The sequence below is a fragment of the Ruegeria sp. CJ2 genome, assembly GCF_056536745.1.
Map to the genome: position 1 here is coordinate 204,942 of NZ_JBQFQF010000007.1, position 23,038 is coordinate 227,979.

At 55.8% G+C, this 23,038-nt stretch carries 1 protein-coding gene; it reads right to left on the minus strand.

Translation table 11 applies throughout. The features are described from left to right. Positions 1 to 56 precede the first annotated feature (56 nt). Complete coding sequence (locus ACR0MS_RS12525) at positions 57 to 22,973, minus strand: LEPR-XLL domain-containing protein (RefSeq protein ID WP_480572721.1); 22,917 nt, start codon at positions 22,971 to 22,973, stop codon at positions 57 to 59. Between the last annotated feature and the right edge of the window lie 65 nt (positions 22,974 to 23,038).

Here is a 23,038-nt window from a genome sequence, read left to right on the forward strand (position 1 = left end):
AAGTTTGCGACACATCCAGTAGAAGTACACCGGGCAGCTCTACACTTACCGAACCATCAACCTGACTTAACCAACAATCCGGACACTGCATCAAACTCGAATGTGCTTCTGCGCTCATGCGGGTCGTACAGGTCAAAATCGGGCACAAGGTCACCGGTATCGCCATCCATCAAGAAACTTACATTCCCCAATTTTGCCTGCGTGACCATTGGCCCGCGAGACAGCGCGGGGGTCTGGTCGATCATACCTTTTGGCGCCCTGGAATTACCCTCGGCCGGTGTTGAGAATGGCAGGATCTGAGCGCTCATGATCTCGGTTTCTTCAGTGGCCGTTCGAACACCGGTAAACAGAACTTCTTCCATGACTTGGCTATCGCCATGTTCGTATCCCAGCAAATGACCGATTTCATGCACCATCGCCGAGAACAGATCCATCTCATCGTCGGTCAGGTCATCATCCGTGTCCGGTGTGGCATCGAAGAACCAGCCATGTCCGGCAGCATCCGCATCCACGGTGATAACGCCATCTGACGCCTGCGCAAGCGTCAGACCGTCAAGGTCTGCGACTACGACATCGACGGTTCGAAGCAATGCGGCAACCGATGGATCATAGGTCGACCACCAGTTCACAGCATCTTCAAAGGCCGCTTCTGCCTCGGACTGCGAAACTGTGTCACCGCCAGTTCCCATGGCAAACGCTGTCAGCGGCATTGCAACCGCACCAAAGTCGCCACTGACGTTCGGACTGGTCAGATCGTTGAACCCGCCTGCAGCGGCCGTAACGTTCACGTCACGCGGAGCGTTTCCTGTACCTGGCTGTGGATCGACCGGTGCACCGGTTTGATTGTTCCAATCCGCATCTTTCTGGGTCACCAAACCCAACTCGCCAAATGGCTCTCCATTGCGATTGCCGGTTCCCAATGTTTGGTCCGCACCGTCGGCTTCGGACAGGGCGTAAAGGAAGTCAGGCAGTTGCGGTGACAGCAAACGCGACACCGTCGGCTCGCCATACGCGCTGAACGGCAGGAAGTAGCTGTTGAATTCACCCGACCAGTCTATCAGACGGTCACCCCCGGTATTTCCGATCAGAATGTCCTGACCTGCACCCCCAAATGCGCGATCTTCATAGCCCGGGCTTGTATCAGTGGCCTGATTGTCCCCGTTCGTGCCCGAGGTCAGGTCATCATCCACATTCAACAAATCGCCGCCACGTCCACCATAAAGGTTATCGCGCCCAGTGCCGCCAACAAGCCAGTCATTGCCCAGATCGCCAAAGATGCGATCGTCACCGTCGGTATATACGGTTGCATCAACCAAAGAACGAGGGTCTTCCGGCCCTTCCAACGCGTTGTTGTTCAGGAAGAACTCGACATCTGCGCCGTCGACTTGCAACGTAATTTTGACCAGCGGGTTGTTTTCGTCAAACAACCAGAACTCTATGTCACCCGTGGCTTTGACGCCGTAGTCCAGAATATCCCCTGGCGCATACGGCCGCAGATATCCGGTGGCATAAACCGTCCCTGCTCTGTCAATGGCATAGCCAACGTCGATGGCTTCGGCACCCGATATGGCATCATCGCCTGCAGCCCCGTGCAGGAAATCATCGCCCAGACCACCGAATATGATGTCGTCAAAGCTGTCGTCGATAGTTGTCGGTTCGAACGGGGTGATGTTGACGCTTTTGTTCAACTCACCCGTGACGTTGATCACTGCATATTGGCCGTTCTGCCGGGTCGAGATCACTTCTTCACTGGTTGCCGAAATCCCGTACAGATCCTCGGCCGTTCCATTGCGCGAAGTGTAAATCCGACCGTCATCACCGATCACCCCGTCCACACCGGCACCACCGGATATCCAGTCATTGCCGGTGCCGCCTATCAGATCGTCATTCTGACGTTCCCCGAACAGGACATCGTTGCCCGACATGCCATAGGCTGTGTCATCTCCGTCTTCGCCGTGAATTTCGTCATTCCCGCCGATTGTACCGGATGCAGATGGATCACCTTCGGTATAGTCGAGGAATTCAACCGCGCGGGGCAGCAACCGAGTGGTCTCGCCATACGTATCATAGGCAAAGGTCAGATACTCTGCCGTAGCTGGCGCATTGGGACCATTTTCAGTTGTGTCTTCGACCAAGCGATAGATATTGCCGTTGTCGCCAACGATCACATCGCTGTCGCGGCCATGGATCTGAGCGTTTGACAGATCGTTCGTGCTGTCGCGATCAATCTGCGTTCCAGCGCCGCCAAAGATGAAATCATTGCCATCGGGGCGTTCCGCGGGATCGGTCAGACCATACAAATCCGATGACCCGCCGATGATGTCATCGCGGCCCAGATTGCCAAAGATCACATCCTCGCCTGCGTTCCCCTCGATGTAGTCATCGCCGTCGTTGGCTGCGTTCATGGCAGCGTTGACCTCGAAAGAGGTATCAATGTTCAGCAAACCGGTCGTCTCATCAACACCATCCAAAACGGATCCATCACGCTCTGCTCCAGCAGTGAAACCTGCGGCGATATCATCAAGATTGTCCGTTGGGATCAGCACGCTCATTTCATTGATCGCTGTGCCGTTGTTCACAGAAACGCCGCCAATACCGCCATCACCCTGAATCGTGTCATTTCCGAACTGGCCAAAAATAGTGTCGTCATCCGCGCCACCGGCGATGAAATCATCGCCATAAAGCGCCACGCTACCCATAGCCGATGCGGCAGCGTCAAGGATCAGGATCGTCTGTTCACTGATGCCGTCGGGATTGGACTGATACGTTGTTTCTACCAACACGCGGCCATCTTCGTCTCCGTCCTCACCGTAGATTTCGCCGGTGTTGGTCAATTCACGGAACCGGGGAGAAATCGCATCTGCCTTGCGGGTGATTTCAGCGTTGTCACCGGCAATCGCATCGGCGCCGCCGCCGCCATCAATCCGGTCCCCGCCGTCATGACCGCCGGCAACGTTATGCCCGCCGATCAGATCGTCATTGCCATAGCCGCCGTGAATAACGTCACCGCCCTGGCCACCCAGAATGATGTCGTCGCCATCACCCTCCCCGGGAAGCAAAACAAGACCATCATATGCCGGCGATCCGTCACCAAACAGGATATCGCCCGCTCCGGACATTTCCGTTGTAAAGATCGACGTAAACTCAAACGTCGGCGTTTTCGTATCAAGCGGCAGAGCATCGCCTGTGATGTAATTGTCTGGCGTCGCGTCCAGGCGACCAAAGTCACCAAAGATCAGATCATTTCCGGCCTCTCCGAATACCAGATCCATCTCAGCGCCGCCGATGGCGATATCGTTGCCGCCGCCCAGCAGAACGCTATCGCGACCGCCTTCTGCGTCATCGGTCGCATATATCGCCGTCCAACCGGTTGTTTCCCCGGTCAATACGCCATGATCGCCCAGAACGATGTCATTGCCTTCGGAGACATCGATCTCGTCCCCGGCATTGCCGCCCAAAACAATATCATCGTCGTTGCCGGTACGGATTCGATCAACGCCGCCAAGGGCGGGAACTGTTGTCAAAACGGCGATGACTTCGGCCGTGGTGTCAAGTCTGACAGTGCCTGCAAGCTGATCAATCTGACCCATATCGCCGAAAACAATGTTGGCACCTTCGCCGCCGTCGATTTCGTCATTGCCGGCTTCGTCCAGATTGACCACCGTGAGATCGCGCGCGTAGGTTGCAAAGTTGAACGCGTTGTCGCCGTAGATATGGTCTGCGCCATCTCCGGCGGTGATCGTGTCATTGCCGCGTCCGCCGGCGATGTGATCGCCAACCGAGCTGCCGGTCAGAATGTCGTCTCCGTCGCCGCCATCAATGGCGACCGTGAAAGTTGCGCCAGACGCGTCGATCGTGTCATTGCCGGGATTGACAAAGCCGATTGCGTCATCCGAAGGCACGCCGCGCGTCGCATCATAGCGTTCGGCGTCTTCTGATGTATCGCCAAAGATGACAACGCGTGCATCCGATCCATCCGTCGGGCTTGTGCCGTCCCGAACAGTGATGGTGTCGCCACCGCCTGCGCCATGGACGACGATCACGCCGCCATGATCGCCATCCGCCTGATGTCGGCCATCCACCAGGAACATGTCGTTGCCATCACCCAGCAGAACCTCGGCGATCTCAATATCACGGAAGCTGATCCCAATACGCATATCCAGACCCGTCAGCGAGGACCGTTCTTTTTCGATCTCGGGCGTCGTGTTGCTGAAAGTCAGGTTGCTGGATAGGACTGCATCAAGCCCTTTCAGATAACCCGTCTGATCTTCATCCGAACTGTCGTCATACAGGTTGATCGCATCAATGCTTTCAGTTTCATCGCTGCCGGTCGTCGAACTATCGGTATCGCCCGCGGGGATTCCACCCGCATCTTCATAGGGCAGTACCACTGCTTCGGTCAGCGAGAAATCCGAGCCGAATTCGACGCCGCCGATGATATCAATCTGCCCTTCGATTGCATTTGCAAGGTGCAGGTTTTGGCCGGCCGCCGTATCCGAGATTGTCCCATTCGCATCCAGGTTGCCGGACAGCTTGATCTCGACCCCTACATCCCAATTGTCGGCGGTAAAGACGATCGCCTTGACGGCAATCTGGTTTCCATCTGCGTCCGTCGTAAACTCGTCGACCAGCCGGTCATCTGTCAAATCAACGGTCGAAGCGGAAACGATGTCGACTTTTCCGCCCAGCAGCAGTTGCACCGAAACGGACTCTGTCGGAGCTTGCGTCAGTCGGATCGTATAGATGTCGTCGCGATCGGTCGCGGCGCTGTCGCCAATAATCAGGCGTGTGTCGCCATCGGTTTGTGAAACGAAAAGTCCCGCCTTGTCATCATCCTGTGCCAAGACGACCACTTCAGGCGTATCTGCACCGTTAAACAGTGTATCAGTGCTGACAATAGAATGCTGCACATAAATCCTGCGGTCATCTTCGACATCCGAATCCAGGGTCGCGCGTACAAAGACCGTCTTGTCCGTTTGCCAGTCGGTTTCATCGAAATCGACATTCAATGTCGTGTTCCACGTCGCCCCGTCCAGCGAGAACTCCAGATAGCCATCAAAGCCGGGCTCTTCAGCCACAACAACGGTCACGTCAGCGGTCGGCGCTTTGGTCAACCGAATTGTGTAGCTGTCATTAACTCCGTCCACGCCTTCCAGAACATGCGTCCCGCCGTCTGTTTCGACGATCTGCACGCCGCCGACATCGTCGTCCCTGACAAGAACCTCGATGCTGGAAATCGCCGCATCGTCGAATTTTGCGTCTGCGGATTGCGCATCATGCGCGATGAAGACCGAAGTCAAACCTTCCTGCACGATGTCGGACATAGCCCGTACTATGACGGATTTCGGTCCGGTTTCGCCTGCCGCGAATTCAAGAATCGAAGCCCGCGCCCAAGTACTTCCGCCATCCGTGCTGACTTCGATCGTCTGGGACCCCTCGTCTTCGACTTTCGTCCCAATAACATCGCTTGTTTCGGTGATATCGGTCAGTGTCCCGGACACGACTGTCAAGACGGTTCCTGACAGCGAAGCGATCTGATAATTTCCTGCATTCGTGCCCGAAACTACTTCAATAGTTTGACCAGCGGCAAAGCCCAAGGCAGCCCAGTCCGGGCCATCATTCGTGATGGTTCCCGCTGCGCTATCGAATGTCAAAAACAGGTCTTTGCCCTTGACTGTTGACGAGGCGAGGCTGGCGGAAATTGTGACATAGACGATTTCGCTGGATGCTGAGGTTAGCGAGATATCATAGCTGTCTATGCTAAGTGCATCGTCCTCAAATACGGATGTATCCGCGCCAGTTTTCGTCACTGTAATCGGGTTATCGACCGCATTTGCAACGGTCAGATCAATACCGACAGCCCCTGCATCCGAATATGCCATATCCGTGGTATTGAACCCGTGGTTCACCGAAGATCTGGCACCGTCAAGTTCCGAGGCCTGGATGGTTCCGGTAATATCTCCGGTCACGTTAAACGTATCTGATCCAAGCCCGCCAACGGCAATAGTCAGCACGTCCTTATTGGTACTTTGGATAAAGAACTTGTCATCGCCTTCAAGCCCGTCGACCTTGGCTACTTCTACGCCCGAGAATGTAACACTCAGACCTGCTCCAAAGATACCGTCGCGCGTGATCAGGAAGTTATCAGGCTGATTGGTGCCAACAACGATCACCTGATCAGTGCCATCGCCGCCCTCGATCGAAACCGGGGAATTGATGTTGTACTGGATAAAGTCTGACCCGACACCGCCGTCGATTTCGGTTATGTCAGTCCCCAGAACGAAGGCACGCACCACGAAATTGTCGTCACCGCCTTCGCCTTCAAGGCGAAGGTCCGCCTTGTTCGAGAAGACCGAGAAATCGTCATTACCTTCGCCACCGTAGATGACCATCGGCAGGGAAATGCCACGCGACAGGAAGCCGGAATCCAGCGGCTGAACTGCGATCGCGTCTTCGCCCACAAGGTTTCCATCAACATTCGGATCATGCCCGAAGACCTGACCGATCTGGAAAGCATCGGCCCCTAGACCGCCATCTATTGTAAACACGGCGCTCGTATCATCGACATAGAACGCATCATCGCCGTCAAAGGCGCGAACACGAACCCGTTCGTTCAAGTTGCCGTCATAGTCGATACGTTCATAGGTGCTGTTCAGGCCACTCATACCATCCTGCAGCAACGCCATGAAGTTTTCGCGGATCAAGAATATATCGGCGTTGTTGGTCAGCAAAACGTCCAGCTCGTCGACACCGGCGGTCAGATCGCCGGTATCTGCAATGGTCATCCGATAATCGGAGATACCAGTCAGGCTGATGTAATAATCATCCGAACCAGCACCACCATCCACGGTAATGTCACCGATGGCGATTTCCGTCGGCGTCGGCAAAAGCAACGCGCGGAACGTATCGTTTCCATCGCCCAACGACACATCAACCGATCCGTTGAGGTCAGCACCATCCAGTGTCACAAGATCATTTTGCGCACCTGTCGCCAGATTTATCATTGGCGCATCAAGCTCACCGTCAACGAACACGGTGTCGGTTCCAATGCCGCTGGTGATATCAAGCTCCGTCACAGCGCGCAGTTCGCCGTTTACCGTCAACTCGTCCGCACCAGACTGCAGGTCCAGATCGAATCGGCCAGTATCTGCATTAACCAGCCCACCAACCAAAACCCTGACTGTATCGTTTTGCGCGCCTGTATCGATCACCACATTGGCGCCCACCATGAGACCGGTGCTTTGCACGGCCAGCGTATCATCGCCGCCTTCGGTCTTCAGGATAAGATCGCCGCTCGCGTCAACGGTACCGCTGATCGTTACGGTATCTACACCAGACCCCGTATTGATGTCGATCTTGCCCCCAGTGGCTTGTACCAGCCCGGTCACTGTCAGCACATCTGCGCCACTGCCCAGCAACATGATCAGGTTACCATTGGTCGTCGTCAGCGAATTCCCCGCGACATCAACCGTATCGACGCCTGCCCCAGATGCGACAAGGACAGATTGCCCACTTGCGGTTCCATCAATATCCAAGAGGTTTGTGCCATTACCGAATTCAAAGTTCAGTGCCCCTGTCGCCGTAACCGACGCGTTGGCCTGAATGGTTGCCGTGTCGTCGCCGCTATCGCCAAGTCCGTCCATTGCGATCAGGGCGAGCCCTCCGGTCGCCGCCAGGCTACCGGAAACGATCAGATCGTCATTACCATCCTTCATCTGCACGACGGCTGAAACACCGTTTGCGGACCCGGCGATAGTCACATCATCTGCACCATCACCTGTATCGAATGTCAGAGCGGCACCTGTCGATTTCAGAATCCCGCCGAGGCTGACTGTGACAATATCATTGCCTTCTCCGGTGGACAGCATTACTGCACCACCGCCAGTGACACTTCCTGCTACGGTGACGGTATCCGCATCATCTCCGGTCAGGATCGAAACAGTACCATTAGCGCTGACGATACCGTTCAGTGACATAATTGTTCCCGCCCCATCGGGATCGGGCGTCCCAAAATCGCCGAACAACGAGATGTTGCCAGCCGATGACGTAATCGACGCGTTCGCACCCAAAGTCAGGTTATCGCCAGCCTGGATCGTTACGCCGGATGAACCCGACACCGTGTCAGAACCGGCCTGGACATAATCTTCGCCCGATGCGGAACTGTCGCGCACCTTCAATGCCAACACGCCAGCAGAGACGACCATCGCACCGGCATTCAGAGCCGCCGCAACTTCTTCGATGGTCGCGCCTGTGACCCCGTCCAAAGTGATCAATCCGCTGCTGGTGTAACTGGAATCGACCTCGACCCCGTTCGAAGCAACGCCAATGCTCCCGGATTTCGCCTCAAGGTCGATGGTGTTCGCTTCGATATCCACCACTGCATCATTGGCGTGGTCAAGAATGCTGCGTTCGGCCGTCAGCGTGACAACACCTTTGCGGGCTTCGATCTTGTTGATGACTATATCGCTGTTTGTGTCAATCGCCCGAAGCGTGACGTTGCCATCGCTGGACATCGCCGATGTGACATTCATATTCCCGTCGGTTTCATCCACCCAAACCGAATTTTTAGACGAAATGACAAGAGATGCGGAATCCACTTTCAGGGAATCCAAAGCCTCGCCCACAGCTCCGAGGTCCGAAATCAGCGTGACAATTCCGGGCGTATCTGAATAGATATCCAGCGACCCACCGGTCACGGAAATAATGTCCCCCGTCACCGAGCGCAGCGTTATATCTCCGTTCAGCGTACGGATCGTACCGATGCGGAAATCACCCGATGCCTCGTCAACGTCGATAAGACCTGTCACACGAATATCGACCCGACCGGTGTCGCTGCCGTCAATGTTCCCGGTCAGAGAAACATCGGTCATCACATTGCCAGCGCCCGATGTCGCCACCGAAACAGAGATATCACCCGCTGCCTTGATGCCGGTTACCGAAGTGTCGCCGGGTTTCCACGCAAGAATATCGGCGTCCGCATCGCTGGAACTAAAGGTGATCTGGCTGCGCTGAACCGTTGAGGAGGTATAGCTGTCACCAATCAACGTGTGTGCGGTGCCTTGGGCAAGGGTTTCGTCCAAGGCAATCGGTGTCGAACCGCCTTGTACAACAAGTTGGAACGTATCGTTTGTCACGTTGGCTACTTCGTAAGTCTGACCGGAGACCAGACCGCCAATATCGCCCGAAGGAGTCAGAGAGTGATCAGACGTAACCGCGACGATCGTATGAGAAGATCCATTTGCAACTGTGCCATCAAGGTCAATTGGATTGACGCCTGCTGGCGTTCCGTCGATATTGAACCCCGTGGCCGCGGCCCGAGATGCCGCAAGCTGAATCTGTGTATCCGAGATCACGATGACGTAATAGGTTACGGTACCGTCACTATTCAGTCCGCCGACATCCGTGCTGCCGCCGGTGCGGATGTATTGCACAGCCTGCCCGCTTGTGAACCCGTGCGCTGAGGCAAAAGTAATCATATCCGCAGGATCAGTCTGCGGCGCGGTCAGAGAATGATTTGTTCCCGTTGCGGCCATTTCGTCCAGATCAATCGCTTTGCCCTGATTGGCATCGGCCAGCGTTGCGGCCAGTTGAACAACGGTATTGCTGATCTCGATGACGTAATACGATGCACCGTCGACCAAACCGCCGATCGCGGTGTCCCCGCCGTGCGAGTAAATGACCACATCACCAGTGCTGAACCCGTGGGCACCTGAGGTCGTGATTGCATTGGGCGCGGTCGACGATACGATAGTCAAACTGTGGGAACCGCCCGCCATTCCTCCCTCGACGACAGCAGCCGAGCTTTCGTCTAGATCAATAGCGGTTCCATTGGTCGCGTCAGCATTTGACGTCGCCAATTTGATCGTGTCGCTGTCAACGAAAATTACATAATATGTCTGGCCCGAGACAAGACCGCCGACGCTTGTATTACCGCCGCCGCCGTTCGAATAAACAACGGCATCGCCCGTTGACAGGTTGTGAGCTGCGCCGAAGTCAATGCCGTCAGACACCACGCCCGCACCGACCGACCCGGTGAAGCTATGGCCAGAGCCGAACCCGATTTCCGGATCCAGCGCAATCGCTGTACCCGTCCCGGCATTCGTGGCATCGACCGCCAACTGGATTGTGTTGGCGTCTATGACAATCGCATAGTAGACACCGCCATCCATCAGGCTCGACGTTGTCGAGCCGACGGGCGCAAAGCCGTTTGCGTCATAGGTAATAGCCTCGGCATTTGCGAAATCATGGGCTTGAGCAAACCGAATGGTATCCTGCGAAGGTTTCTGGAGCATATGGTCCGTACCCGTCGCAACCGTTTCATTCAAATCAATCGCGGTGCCCGCAAGCGCATCGCCCCGGTTGGCGGCCAGTTTCAGCGTCGTATCCGACACGACAATCGCATAGTACCGAACCCCAGACGTCAGCCCGCCAATAGCAGTTGAGCCAGTGGAGTAAACAACAACATCACCGGTTTCATAACCATGGTTCGCGGTCAGCGTGATGATATCAGCCGCATCAACCGCATTTGCAGGATCGAAGGTGAATTCCGTTGTCGCGATTTCCACATCGATCCCGGGCGCGAAAACAGCCACCGCGGGCGATTCACCAATATTTGACTCCGGATTGAATTCCAAAACGGTCAAATCCGCTGAAACAGCTGTCGACGGATCGAACACGCTGCTGGGTGCAGCGGTTGTGATGGAACTGGGCGAGAACGTTTGCGCGGACTGCGCAGTATCAGCATCCAGCGTAATTTCCACACCCGAACCAGAAATGGCGTCGTCGTAGCTGACCGCCAATTTGATGGTGTTTGTTCCGGTTGAGATGACGAAATACGTTCCGCCATCGGTCAGTCCGCCAATCTCGGTACCCAGGTAAGCGTCCATGGAATTAGCGTCAGCCGAATAGATCACCGCCTGCCCTGTGGAAAGTCCATGGGCAACGCCAAAGTCGATTTCATCATTGGAAATTGTTAGACCCGGTTGGAAATTGATCGGGGTGCCGGCGCTGTAATTCGCCCGGTAAACCACCAGGTCGCCACTTTCGAACCCATGGTTTGTCGACGTGAAGGTATCGGTCGTCTGCGTGGTGGCATCAAAAGTGACCGTTGTGCCGCCGACCACGTCGATAACGCGCTGCGTGACACCAACCGACTGAATTGTCGAAGTTTGGCTAAGCGGTTGCAGGAAGGTCAGGTCCACGTCGCCCGAGGTGGATTCAACCTTTTCCATGTAAAGGGACAGATCGCGACTGTCGCGCTGAATGCCTGTGATCTCGACGTCAATGTCACCGGAGGCCACCGCCAGGAAAGTGGCATCCAACGGCGTCGCGCCGTCTGTGGCCTGAATCAACTCGACCCGGATGGCGCCAAAATCCACGGCGTTCTGACCATTTCCAACGGTTTTCGTCTCACCGATTTGCCCGTTGACCGCCAACAAGTTCAAACGACGTGTGTGCAATGTCGCATCATCGCCCGAAGTCATGAGGATGTCGCCATTTGCGGCGGTCACATTAGTCGTACCTCCGGGGTTTTCAACCGAGGCAGGCAACGGATCTAGAACAACGCCCCCAACGGTCTGTGTGACAATTGTATCCGCGCCTTTGAACAGGATGTCACCGGTTCCAGTCGCGGAAATATCAACGACGGAATCATCAAAATTCGTTTCGATCAGATACCCATCCGAGGCCGTCGCAAAAGTGGCCGACGTAAGCTGTGGAAAATCCGTCTGAATCGCCACGTCGATCGAAATATCGTTGACTGTTTGGTTCTTATTCCAAACAGAAATCCCTTGAATCACAAGATCGTAGTCACTCTCGTTGATGATCGTAACCGACTCGTAGGATTTCAGAAGGTTCACAATAACAGGCTCAGTACTTAGAATTTTGCTGGACCCACCGGTTGCGTTAAAGCGCAACGTACCCGTTGAAGTATTCCGAATGTCCGGGATAGTGACGGTTTCAGCAGCGTTATCAACACTGACGCCGGTTACATTTCCGGTCACAACGCCATTTTCATCAATGTGGATGAAAGGATTCAGTTCAGATCTGACATTGACGTCCGCGTTCCAGGTAATCGTGCTTTGTTTAACTTCGGAACCGCGGCGGAACGCATCGGAATCCGCCTGAATGACTTCTTCAACGAACTCGATGACGGGTTCGCAGACCTCATCCCCATCCGCCAAACCGAATGTGAAGATCTCGACCACCACTGAACAGGTCTCGCCGACGACCGTTGCGACCAGTTGGGTTACCGTTTCCGCATCTGTTTCCGCAACCCGGCTATAGTCGCCCGAGAACTGCTGGGTCTCGGCTACGACATCAATAAACCGCCCGGTTACAACCGCACCACTTTCGGCGGTAATGTTGGAATTGGCTCGGATGTCGGCCGTGGCATCGGATGTCAGGTTGCCTGAAGCACCCAAAATTGCTGTCAACGCATCCACATCCGTTTTCACGCCAAACTGTTTTGAGAACAAATCCACATTCTCTTCTGCATCAATCAGCGCATCAGCCCCGATGAAAACGAGTGTTTCGCTGCGAACGTCCCCGATGCTGTAGGCATCGACATTCCCACCGAGCGCAAAATCGACGTCGGAATCCGCCCGCGCCCGAATATCCAGACCATCATCCTTGGCATAGAATTCTACGTCCGTGGCGTAGACTTCCGAGTTGTCGTCGATACCAACCTTGTTCAACCCATCGGCCGCACCTGCCCCACCGGCATTGACCGTAGCGTTCCCTCGGATTGAGGTTACGGCACCTGCTGCGGTAATCTCCATTTCCGCATCAAGGTTCATTGCATTGTCAGTGAGCAGTTCGACCTTGGCAGTCCGCGCAGTATCTGAGCCGATCTGGTTATGTTTGCCGACAAATGCGAAAACGTCGTTTCTTGAAAGGGTGGTAGTCGCCGACCCAACCGAGGCCGCGCCCAATCCGTATGCTTCAGATTCTATGATCGCGTCCGCGTCGCTGTCGCTGTTGGCGCTGAAACGGAAAGTGCCTGAGATATTGAAGATTGATTTATCGGATGACGAGGCATCCTTGGTCGTCACTTCGGATTCATTGTCGATCAATGCGTTTGCAATCGGAATACCAACTCCTATAACGCCAGCAGCTAGATCATCGACCATTGCGTCCACGTTATTTCGTGTTTTTGTGGTCCCGGTCAGGGAAGCAGCCGTTATCACGACCCCTGCACCGATTGTGACTTTGGCATCTGTGATCTGCCGCGCATCGACCACCGTACCGGCACCGAAAGCAAGGGCCGCAGCAGATGATGACGTCGCTTCCGCGCTGACCTTATTGCTACTCTGAAGAGTGCCCGAGGCATTGTGGTTGGTGAAGGCTTCGAATTCGACGTCGTCCGCTACGATTTCGACATCGCTTTTCAGTTCAGTCGTGACGGTATTCGTCCAGATCGCAGTGGCATTGCTTGAAGAGATTGAGGCAAGACCCGAGACAGTTGTGCCCTGAAGGTCAGAAATCACATCTCCTGATGCGCGGGCACGCATCAGAACATCCCCACTTGCCGAGATATCTGTCCGGGCACCCAGCTCGGTTCTTACGGTCGATGTCGAGGTCGCAGTGGACGAATTCGCCGATACTGAGGCCGCAAGTGATGCGCCTATGACCGTGGCATCAGCGGTTACGCTGATTGTGCTGTCGGCGGTAATGTCCAGCGTACGAATTTTGTCGGCATCCGAACCCATCGTGACATCTGTGCCTGTAGAAGCGGTTGTTGAATGCGCGGCATTCGCTGTCGCAACCGAGATTCCCGCGCTGACCAAGCCAACTGACGCCTGCAACGTTTGGGCTGTGACACCAATATCGGCGTCGCTGTCGAGGATGACCCCACCTGCATCGACGATGTTGGTGTGGTTGCCAATATAGCTGGACTGGGCCGAATTACTGTCGACGAAGACCAACGCGCCACCGGCACCGACCAAGCCGGCCTGACCGGCAAAAGATGTGACTGTCGTGCGTTCGTAATAGTTGGCCCGTAACGTGATGTCGTCGCCAGACGACCCACCGGTTTCCAATCGCGCTCCGGATGCCGCGTTTGCACCGTCTTCCACATAGGCTTGCACATTGCTGGATACATTGACGACCGAAACGGACGCGCCAAAGCCCACAAGGCCAGCCGCCGCACCACCTGCCAGAACGTTTAGCTGAATATTTTCATCGGCTTCGACAACAATATCATTGCCAACATCAATATCCGCACCCGCGAGAATATAGGCAGACACACCTGGAGCAGATGTGGTGTCGCTAAATGAAATTGAAGGCGAAGAGCCCGAAAGCGCAGTCGAGGCTTTTCCCATCGCACCGGACATCAACGCGTCATTCTCGGGATCGGAATTGTCGCCAGACCCCGAACTGTTGTCGTCACCGTAATTCGAAAGGGTCGATGTCAGGTCGCTGGGAACCGCGTTGTCATTGGCTAGATCTTCCACGTCGTCCAGATCATCGCCGCTGACAACCGAGTCGTTATCTTCATTTGTTCGTCCGGTCACATCGCTTTCGCTGAAATCGCTGCCCACGGACCAAACCGAAACCGCGGCCGCGATCCCAGCAACCCCGACCGAAGCCGTCGCGGCGACGGACAGCAGGGTTTTTTCGGAATCGGCATCAATGACGACGCGGTCTTTGGCATTGACTTCACCGCCCACGAACGCGCTGACATCATTTCTAACAACGCCGATATCAACACCCGCACCGATTGAGCCACCAAGGCTGACAGACAGGCCTGCACCGATCGAGAAGAACTCGGACCGGTTCGTCGCACCCACAAAAACTTCCTGATTGGTGCTGGCGTTGGCTTGGTCGAGCGTGTTGATCTTGGTGTTGTTGGCAATACCCGCTGTCGTATCGCTGTCCACGATGATAACGGACACAGCCCCGGCCACGCCGACAAAGGAACCACCGGCCGCTGCAACGGCAAAACTGTCAATGATCTCGCTGCTATCAGCCGCAACGATAACACCCGTCAGGCTGGACGGTCTGCCGCTGTTCAGTGTATCCGGCAGATCCGCTCCGGTGTTACTTCCGGCCAGCGCATCAACCTCGGCATAGTCGCCGATATAGGCAACGGTATCTTTGGAAATCGTTGCCACTGTAAATCCGGCCCCAACACCGCCGCCGCCGATCCCGACGCCCAGTGCCCCGCCGATGTTGAGAATACTGGTGTCATCATCCGCGCTGACAATCACGTCATGCCCGGCCTTAATCGATGCACCGCTATTGTCGTTGTCGCCATCCTTGTCGATCCCGGTGTCGTTTCCTGCCGCATCCGGGGTATCGTCACGGACGTAGGCCTGCGTGGTTGACGTCAGATCGACATAAACACCTGCCAGCGCAACGCCGATACCGCCAGAGACGCCAACAGACGCCGCCGTGACCAAAATGTCCTGATCGCTTTCTGCAATCAGGCGCACGTCATGATCCGCATCGATATCTGTGTCGTCGCCAATAACGGCGCGTGTATCGAGCGACAGCACATTCACGGCCGCGCCGGCAGACACACCGCCCGCCAGCGAAACCGAAATCGGCGCCGCGATGAAAAACGCATGATAATCGTTCAACGCTGCGACATTCACGTTTCCAGACCCTGCGCCTCCTGACGCAGTTACGGTCGCGTTGTTGTCGATATAGGCGTGCGTGGCCACATCTCCGACAACCACAAGCGCCGCAACCTGCCCCGACACTGCGCCGCCACCGACGGCGACAATCAGGGCCTCAAACTCATCTGTATTGGTTGCCGTGACCGAGATCCCGTTTCGAGCTTCGTAATCGACATTCACGTTGCGATCTTTAAACAGCGATTCATTCGAGCTGTCTGCCGTGCCGTCGTCATTTTCGTCGCCCACGCTCAATCCCGAAGGAGGGGAAACTTCGTTTTCGTCGCTGGCGTCATCGTTCGAATAAGTGGCATCATCTAACCCAAGAGCGAATTGCCCGGTATCGCGCCCCGACGCTCCCCGAGCAATCACTGTTGCGTCGTCGCCGATATAGGCTTCTGTCAGCTTGTTGATGACGGAAACGCCTGCGGTTGCACCCACGGCTCCGCCAAGGCTTGCCGATACACCACCCACGAAGAAGTCCGCGTTAGTCGACTGATCCGCCGCCACAACAACGGTTCCTTCGGTAAAGATATCGGCATTTGCTCCGATAAATGCACGCGTGACAATCGGGTCGGTGCCGGATTCGCCAAACAGATAAACCCCGGCGGCACCGGCCAGACCAACCGTACCGCCCACCGCGACCGAGGCGGTCAGGGAAACGACATCTTCTTTGGAAACGGCCTGAACGGATATCAGGTCTCTTGCGTTTGCGTCGACCGAAGACAGTTCGGCTATGGTTGATTTATCAATAACGCCGACATCTGCGCCAGCGGTACCGCCGAACGTGCCGGAACCAGAAACACCACCGGCCGATCCGATGATTTCCGTCTGGTTATAGGCAAAAATGTTGATCCCCTGATCCACATTTGCGCCGCTATTGTTTTCATTGAGTTTGGTATTCGATGTAACGCGGGCCGCGACCGAGTCGTCAATTGTCGAAACCGTTGCTGAACCGGCGACTGCCGCAGAGCCACCGCCGGCGCCGCCGATGGCAATTGTTACCACGTCCAGTTCGGCCTCGGCTGTAACTGATATTCCGCGGAAAGTTGAATCTGTGAACCTTTGCCCGTCGCGCCCGACTTGAACAGTGTCAGCGCCAGAGTTACCCAGAGCGGTGACCTTGGCCGTGCCTTTGATTTCGGACCGAACCTCGCGGGCCGTTACGACTGTAGAATTGGAAACCCCCACACCTGCCGTGCCCGCAATGGCGACGGCACCGGCGATTGTTGTCAGGATCGCGTTGTTCTGCGACGCAAGGATGACATTGCCGTCGGCAACGATTTGGGCACTGCCGCCGATGACGGCTTCGGTTGTTGCCATATCCGCGGTCGTGCCGACCGAGTTGATTGCAACCGATCCGCCGAACGCGGCAGTCGATGCCCCAGCACCAGCGATAGCAACTGACAGGATGTAGCTGTCCGAGGTGGACGACATAATCACGTGACCATCTACATCGACATCCGCATCGCCATTAATTTTCGCGGACGTGTCGTTGGTGATCGTATTGACAGCCACTGATGCGCCGATGCCCGCGGCACCGCCGCTGATCCCGACGCCACCTGCCACCGAGCCGATAGCCGCGTTGTCATATGCGCTCAGATATACATCGCCGCCGGCATCAAGGCCATCCAGCAGCTTGCCTTCGATAAAGACTTGGGTGGTAACGTCGATTTCGTTTACGACGACGGCAACGCTGGCCGCCAAAGGTCCTGTCGCCGCCGATACGGCAGCCGCTACACCAATTATCTGCGTCCCCGAGAACCCTGAAAGCGAAACGTCGTTGTCGACATCCACGTCCGAGTTTTTGATGAAGGCACTTATACCTTTTTCACCGCTATCGAAATCCGAAATCAGGTTGACCCCGACCGAGGCTCCGATCCCGGCCTTGCCGCCAAATGCGACCGCGCCCGCGATCGAGAAAATCTCGCTTTCGTCGTAGGCCGTCAGGCTCAGGCTTCCACCGTCGACATTCGAGTCCACCACCCGCGACGAGGTCATCATATCGATGTCGTTGTAAGACACCTGCCCTGCGATCGAGAGTGAATTGGAAGACGTCGAAACTGCACCCGACACCCCAATCGACAAGATGCCGCTTGCCGATACGGCGTCCATGGTGATGGCACCGGTGCCGGTTTCCGCATCCGCATTGTCCATCATCGCCAGCGTGCGCAGATCAATGGTATTCTGGCTGTAGGCACCGGCAAGCGAGGCAGACGTACCTTGTGAAACGGTCACGGCAACCGAGCCCGAGAACGCCCAGATCGACGTATCGTTGGACGCGTCAATATCCAAAGAAGCCGCGTCTATATTTGCGTCGTGAACATAGGCCAGCGCTGTATCGCTTACGTTGTTGATCGACACATTGGCTGACACGCCCGCCCCGAATTTGGACCCGGTTCTACTATTGGTCTGCGCCCCCGGGTTTGTTGCGGAGTCGGCATCAGGGCTGGCGTCAGATTTGACCGAAGCTGAAATCGCCACTGCCACGATCAGGCCGGTGTTGATGGCCGACACCGAAACGTCGCCGACTGCGTCCACAGTTTGCGCAATGTTTGAAGGCGTGCTTGCCTGAGTGTCGTCGTCGACGCCGTCGATGCTTTCGGCAATATCGGCGTTTCCGATTACCGCGCGCGTGTCCCGGTTGATCGTATTGACCGAAACCGTCGCACCAACCCCCACACCGCTACCCAAGGATAACGCCCCGGTCAGCTGAATGAGTTGCGTGCTGTCAGTGGCAGAAACATTCAGGCTCTGATCGATATCCATCGAGGTCGGCGTAACGCTGGCCGAACCGATGGTAAGCTGTGCACCGGTTTCGACAACAGCATGCGTCGAGTTATCAAAGTTGAACACCGAAACGACGCCGTTAAAGCCGAAATTATCGGACTTTCCGCCCGACCCAGTGACCGAGATCGCCATGCCGCTGCTGTCCGCGACAACGTCCATCTTATCGGCATAAACAACCGCACCGCTGCGTACTTCGGCCGCAACTTCGTTGTCGTGCAGAATGACCAGAACAGTTATGCCAACGCCGCCCTTACCGCCGGACGACCCGACGCCCCCCAAGGTTGGATTGACATTGAATGTCGACGTCCCAGTGGAGGATCCGCCGGTGGAAATACTCGGCAGCGCAATATTACCCGCAAAGTGAACTGCGTCAGCAATGCTGGTGGCCGTGACCGTCACTGTCTGACCGCCGGTCCGTGCAACACCTGTCAGTACGCTGGTGTCCTGATTGATCTGGGCGTTGTCGCCGATCCAGGCCTTGGCGATGCTGTCAAGATCCAGAACTGTCACTGCAGCAGCAACGGCCAGACCGTCGGATGATGCCGTTGCCTGGCTCCAGCTGTCGACAAGACCGCCATTCACACCCAGGTTCGAGTTGAAATAGCCCGTCAGTTCCTCGATGACCGACACAATCGTCTCGGTTGCTCCAAAAGCACCAATGGATTCCCATTCGGTATCATCCGTGAAATCCTCGACGGAAAGGTTGATCGAGGCCCCCGGCGAACTGCCGATATAGCGGTAGAGCTCACCCTCTTCACCCTTGTCGTCTGGATGCTCCTGCGAAACGCGAACGATATCTTCGTCTTGAACAACCACCGATCCGTCGCGCGAGTAGTGATCGACATCCAGAAGGCCCAGATCTTCCCATGCGGTTGCATCGGTGAAATCCACTGCTGCAAAGCTGGCTACGTCAAGCGGATCAGAGCCGATATACCGATAAGCATGGTTTGCAGTGCCCAACCCGGGCGACGCCGGGTTTGCCCGGACGATGTCGAATTCCTGAAGCTGAACGTTAGTATCCGTCGTGTCGTAGTCGATATCCGGGTTGTTATCGAACGCGGTCGCCGCTTCGAAAAGATCGACCAGATATTGCGGTGTGTAATCATTGAGTGCTTCGGCAGAGACCGTCAGGGCCCCGGCCGCGTCTACAGCTGCGCCGTCGCCGATATGGGCCTGCGCATCGTTGACATATTCGCCCACCGCAACACCGGCAGACCCCCCAAATTTCGAGCCCGTAGCGCCTTCTGGTTTCGGAAACGCGACCGTTTCCTGCGTTGCCGAAGACGCCGCCGTAATGTCAGGACGATTTTCGACCCTTGCGCGCACCGTCACATCGCCGGTTTTTGCAACGACTTTTCCGGAACCCCCTGCTGCGTCACTATCACCAATTCTGGCTGACGCGACATTTTTGTCGATTTCAATCGCAACAGCAGCGCCGAAGTCAAAACTGCTGGTCAAACCGCCGGATCCCGAGTCGGCGGCATCGCTTGCCGCTCCGACCTTTTCTTTCAGCGTGTTGATTTTGCTTGATGTAATTGCGTTCTGCGAGTCTTTCAGCAAATCGCCTGTGCTGTCCGTTCCAACACCCGCAACTGCCGAAACTCCCGAAACAACGGAAGGAAGAATGAACAAGGCACTGGTGTCAATCGTGTCAGTCGAAGTCAGCGCTTCGACAACAACGTCCGTGCCTGCGCTCGCTGTACCATCCAGCCATGCGTTCGTTTCGCCATTCTCGACGTTGACGGCAACGCCAATGCCCAACGTGCCCTCAGAATCTGTACGCGAGCGGGCAAGTGTAACGTTTCGGTCCACCGTATCCGCTCGAACGGTCAGCAGGCCACCGGCGGTCAGCATGGCCGCGTCCGTGACCCAAGCCGTAGAATTGGATTCCAGCACAGTGACGGCAACGCCGATCGAGGCACCCTTAACCGCCACTGGGAAGTTGCCCGCGTCGCCGCGCGCATCCAGCGTATTGTCGGTTCCTGAACGGATATAGATATCACCGGATACGTTCACATCACCGGCAAAGGTCACATTCGCATTCGAATTGGCCACCGCGACGGCTACACCCAGACCCAATCCGATGGGGGCGGACGATGCTTCAACCTCGGCCTCAGCAATGGCAGAGAACGAGCCGCCGACAAAAGACGCCCCATCCGCAACGTCAATCGTGGCGGACGCATTTGAAATCGCCACACCACCGAAAAGCGAGAAGCCTTCAAGGCCAGTGACCAAGGATGTCACGCTGTCGAGAAAGAAATTCGGATCCAGATTTCCATCGGCATCGGCCTCGGGAATCTCACCATCCAGAAATACACGCGAGTTGTCGGCTAGCGCGTTCAGCTCCATCACGTCGCCGGTGATCTCTACCCCGGTTCCGATGATGATCGACACATCCGATGTGTCAATATCGGCAAATCCCTGAAAAGTTGATCCGCCGACCTGTTCGACCTTCAGCCGCACGTCTCCGGCGTCAAATGCGGTGGTCCCAACCTCGCCCGCCAACAGCTTGGAGTTGTCGTTGACGACTATGACCTCGGCAGCCTGACCGACGGATTGAATTGTGCCCAAAAAGGTCCAACGCGAGCTATCGGTGAAATCTTCGGAATTCAGGTCAACATCGCTATCCGTTGCAAGCTTGAATTCGTACAGACCGTCCACCATCCCGGCCCCCGCGAACCCGGTGATGAATGGATCAGGCAAATCGTCGGCATCACCCAGATCAAGCCATTTGGTTCCGTCGTTGAAATTTGCCGTTGTCAGGTCGAATGTCAGGTCGTCCGGACCAATATATTCATAGAGATGATCCAGAGTGCCCGGCGTATAATTTGAATAGATCGACAGGGGGTCGACGCCGAAGACATCCACATAGACTGTTTCGCCCATCAGCAATTCAAATGTGTTTGTTCCGGTTATGTCGAGGTCAAACAAACCGGCCTCGGCCGTGACATGATCAGCAAACGCGTTGTCGGTGAATCCCAGCAGCGTTTCGTCATCTTCGACACGCACAACATCGCCCTGCACCAGATCTTCGGTCAGGTCATGCGTGGTGTAGTTGATGTTCTGAGTGACAAAGAGCCCAAGAGATATATTGCCCGAATTTCCTACGGATTCGTCCCCTGCCAAATTCAGATCGCGCGTGTCGATCGTTACAGCCGAAAAATCGAGGGTGATTTTCAGCGATACACCACTGCCATCGGGATCATCAAATGTCAGGATATCGCCATCTTCGTACCCTTCACCGATATCCGTAATTCGGATAAACACATCACCGCTGTCGTCGGTATAGATGTCCGCCAGCAGCCCGGAACCGTCTGAGTCTGTTGTGGTATCGGATTTCTTCGCACTGTCCGGCGAAACTCCGGAATAGCTGTCACCGGTATCCCAGCCAGTACCCGCCTGCGAAATGGTATAGTCCCAGCCAACCGAAATAGTCTCGGCATTGGCGACAAGCGCCTGACCGGGCATCGTCAGATCATCACGGAAGATGATCATGTCGTTGCCTTCACCACCCTGCAAGGTCAGGTCGGATGTCAGATCCTGACCAAGATCACCGACAAACAGAACGTCGTCGCCGTCCCCCATATCGATGGTGATGCCGGATGAAGGCGCGTCGAAATGCAGGGATTCGAAACTTCCATCCAGCGGCACAAGCTCAAATTCGTTCGAAAACATGCCATTTGTGTTTTCGCGCAGTATGGCCTGATTATCTGAGTCAGTGGTGCCTGCGTCGCTGGTGTCAATTTCGATATTGATCAAGCCAGAGATGGCTGTGACTTCTACCGGCTCCAGGCCGTCAAATGCCAGAATATTACCATCAATGTCGAAGCTACCGGAGTGGGATCCGGTCGCAACATAGCTCAACGAGTCAATCTGTGACACGTCAATGGTCAGAACATCATAGCCGCCATCGCCGCCTTCAAGGCCACCGCTCAGGCTGCCTTGGTCAGACAAGGTGAAATGGTCGTCGGTCGTATCAGCCCCGATGATGGTTTCAACATCATCAAACGTGCCATCGACAACGCCATCAAGCGCGCCGGAATTTACACCGTCAATTGTCCAGTTCTGACTGCCCGCACCACCGTCCAGAACGAGTTCGTCATTTCCGACACCACCATCAAGTGAAATCGACGGAAGAGACTGATCGCCGAAGGACCCGACATCAATGCGGACACGGTCATCCCCCTCGCCCGTCAGAATTTGGATTTCACGAATACCGTCGAGTTCGGCAGTCTGGAGAACGTCGCCGCTGTCTTCATCAACGATTTCGATCATCGATACGCTGACGGCGTAATCTCCGATCGTATCAGCCTCTTCGATCAGGCGCACCAGCAGCGAATTGTCCAACTCGGCATCGGGGGTGCCGGTCAGATCAACTGCCATAATATCGGCGCTCAGCAGCAACCTCGGCTCAAGCGGTTCATAGATCAGGCGTGTTGCCGCATCGCGCGCGCAATGACGGCGGCGGCGTCTTTTATCGGCTGCGAAACCCCTTCTTAGCCTCCGGCCCCAACCCTCAGGTGAAGACGACGCACACGGCGCCTTGGCAGCAAACGGAAAAGACATATCTTCGGCCCCCCGACCCGAGCCCGCGCGAACGGGCTTACAAAAACACAGGGACGTTCAGGCGT

What these genes read in the sequence shown, in the direction of transcription:
- ACR0MS_RS12525 (WP_480572721.1), bottom strand. Translation starts at nt 22,973, where the DNA reads ATGTCTTTTCCGTTTGCTGCCAAGGCGCCGTGTGCGTCGTCTTCACCT.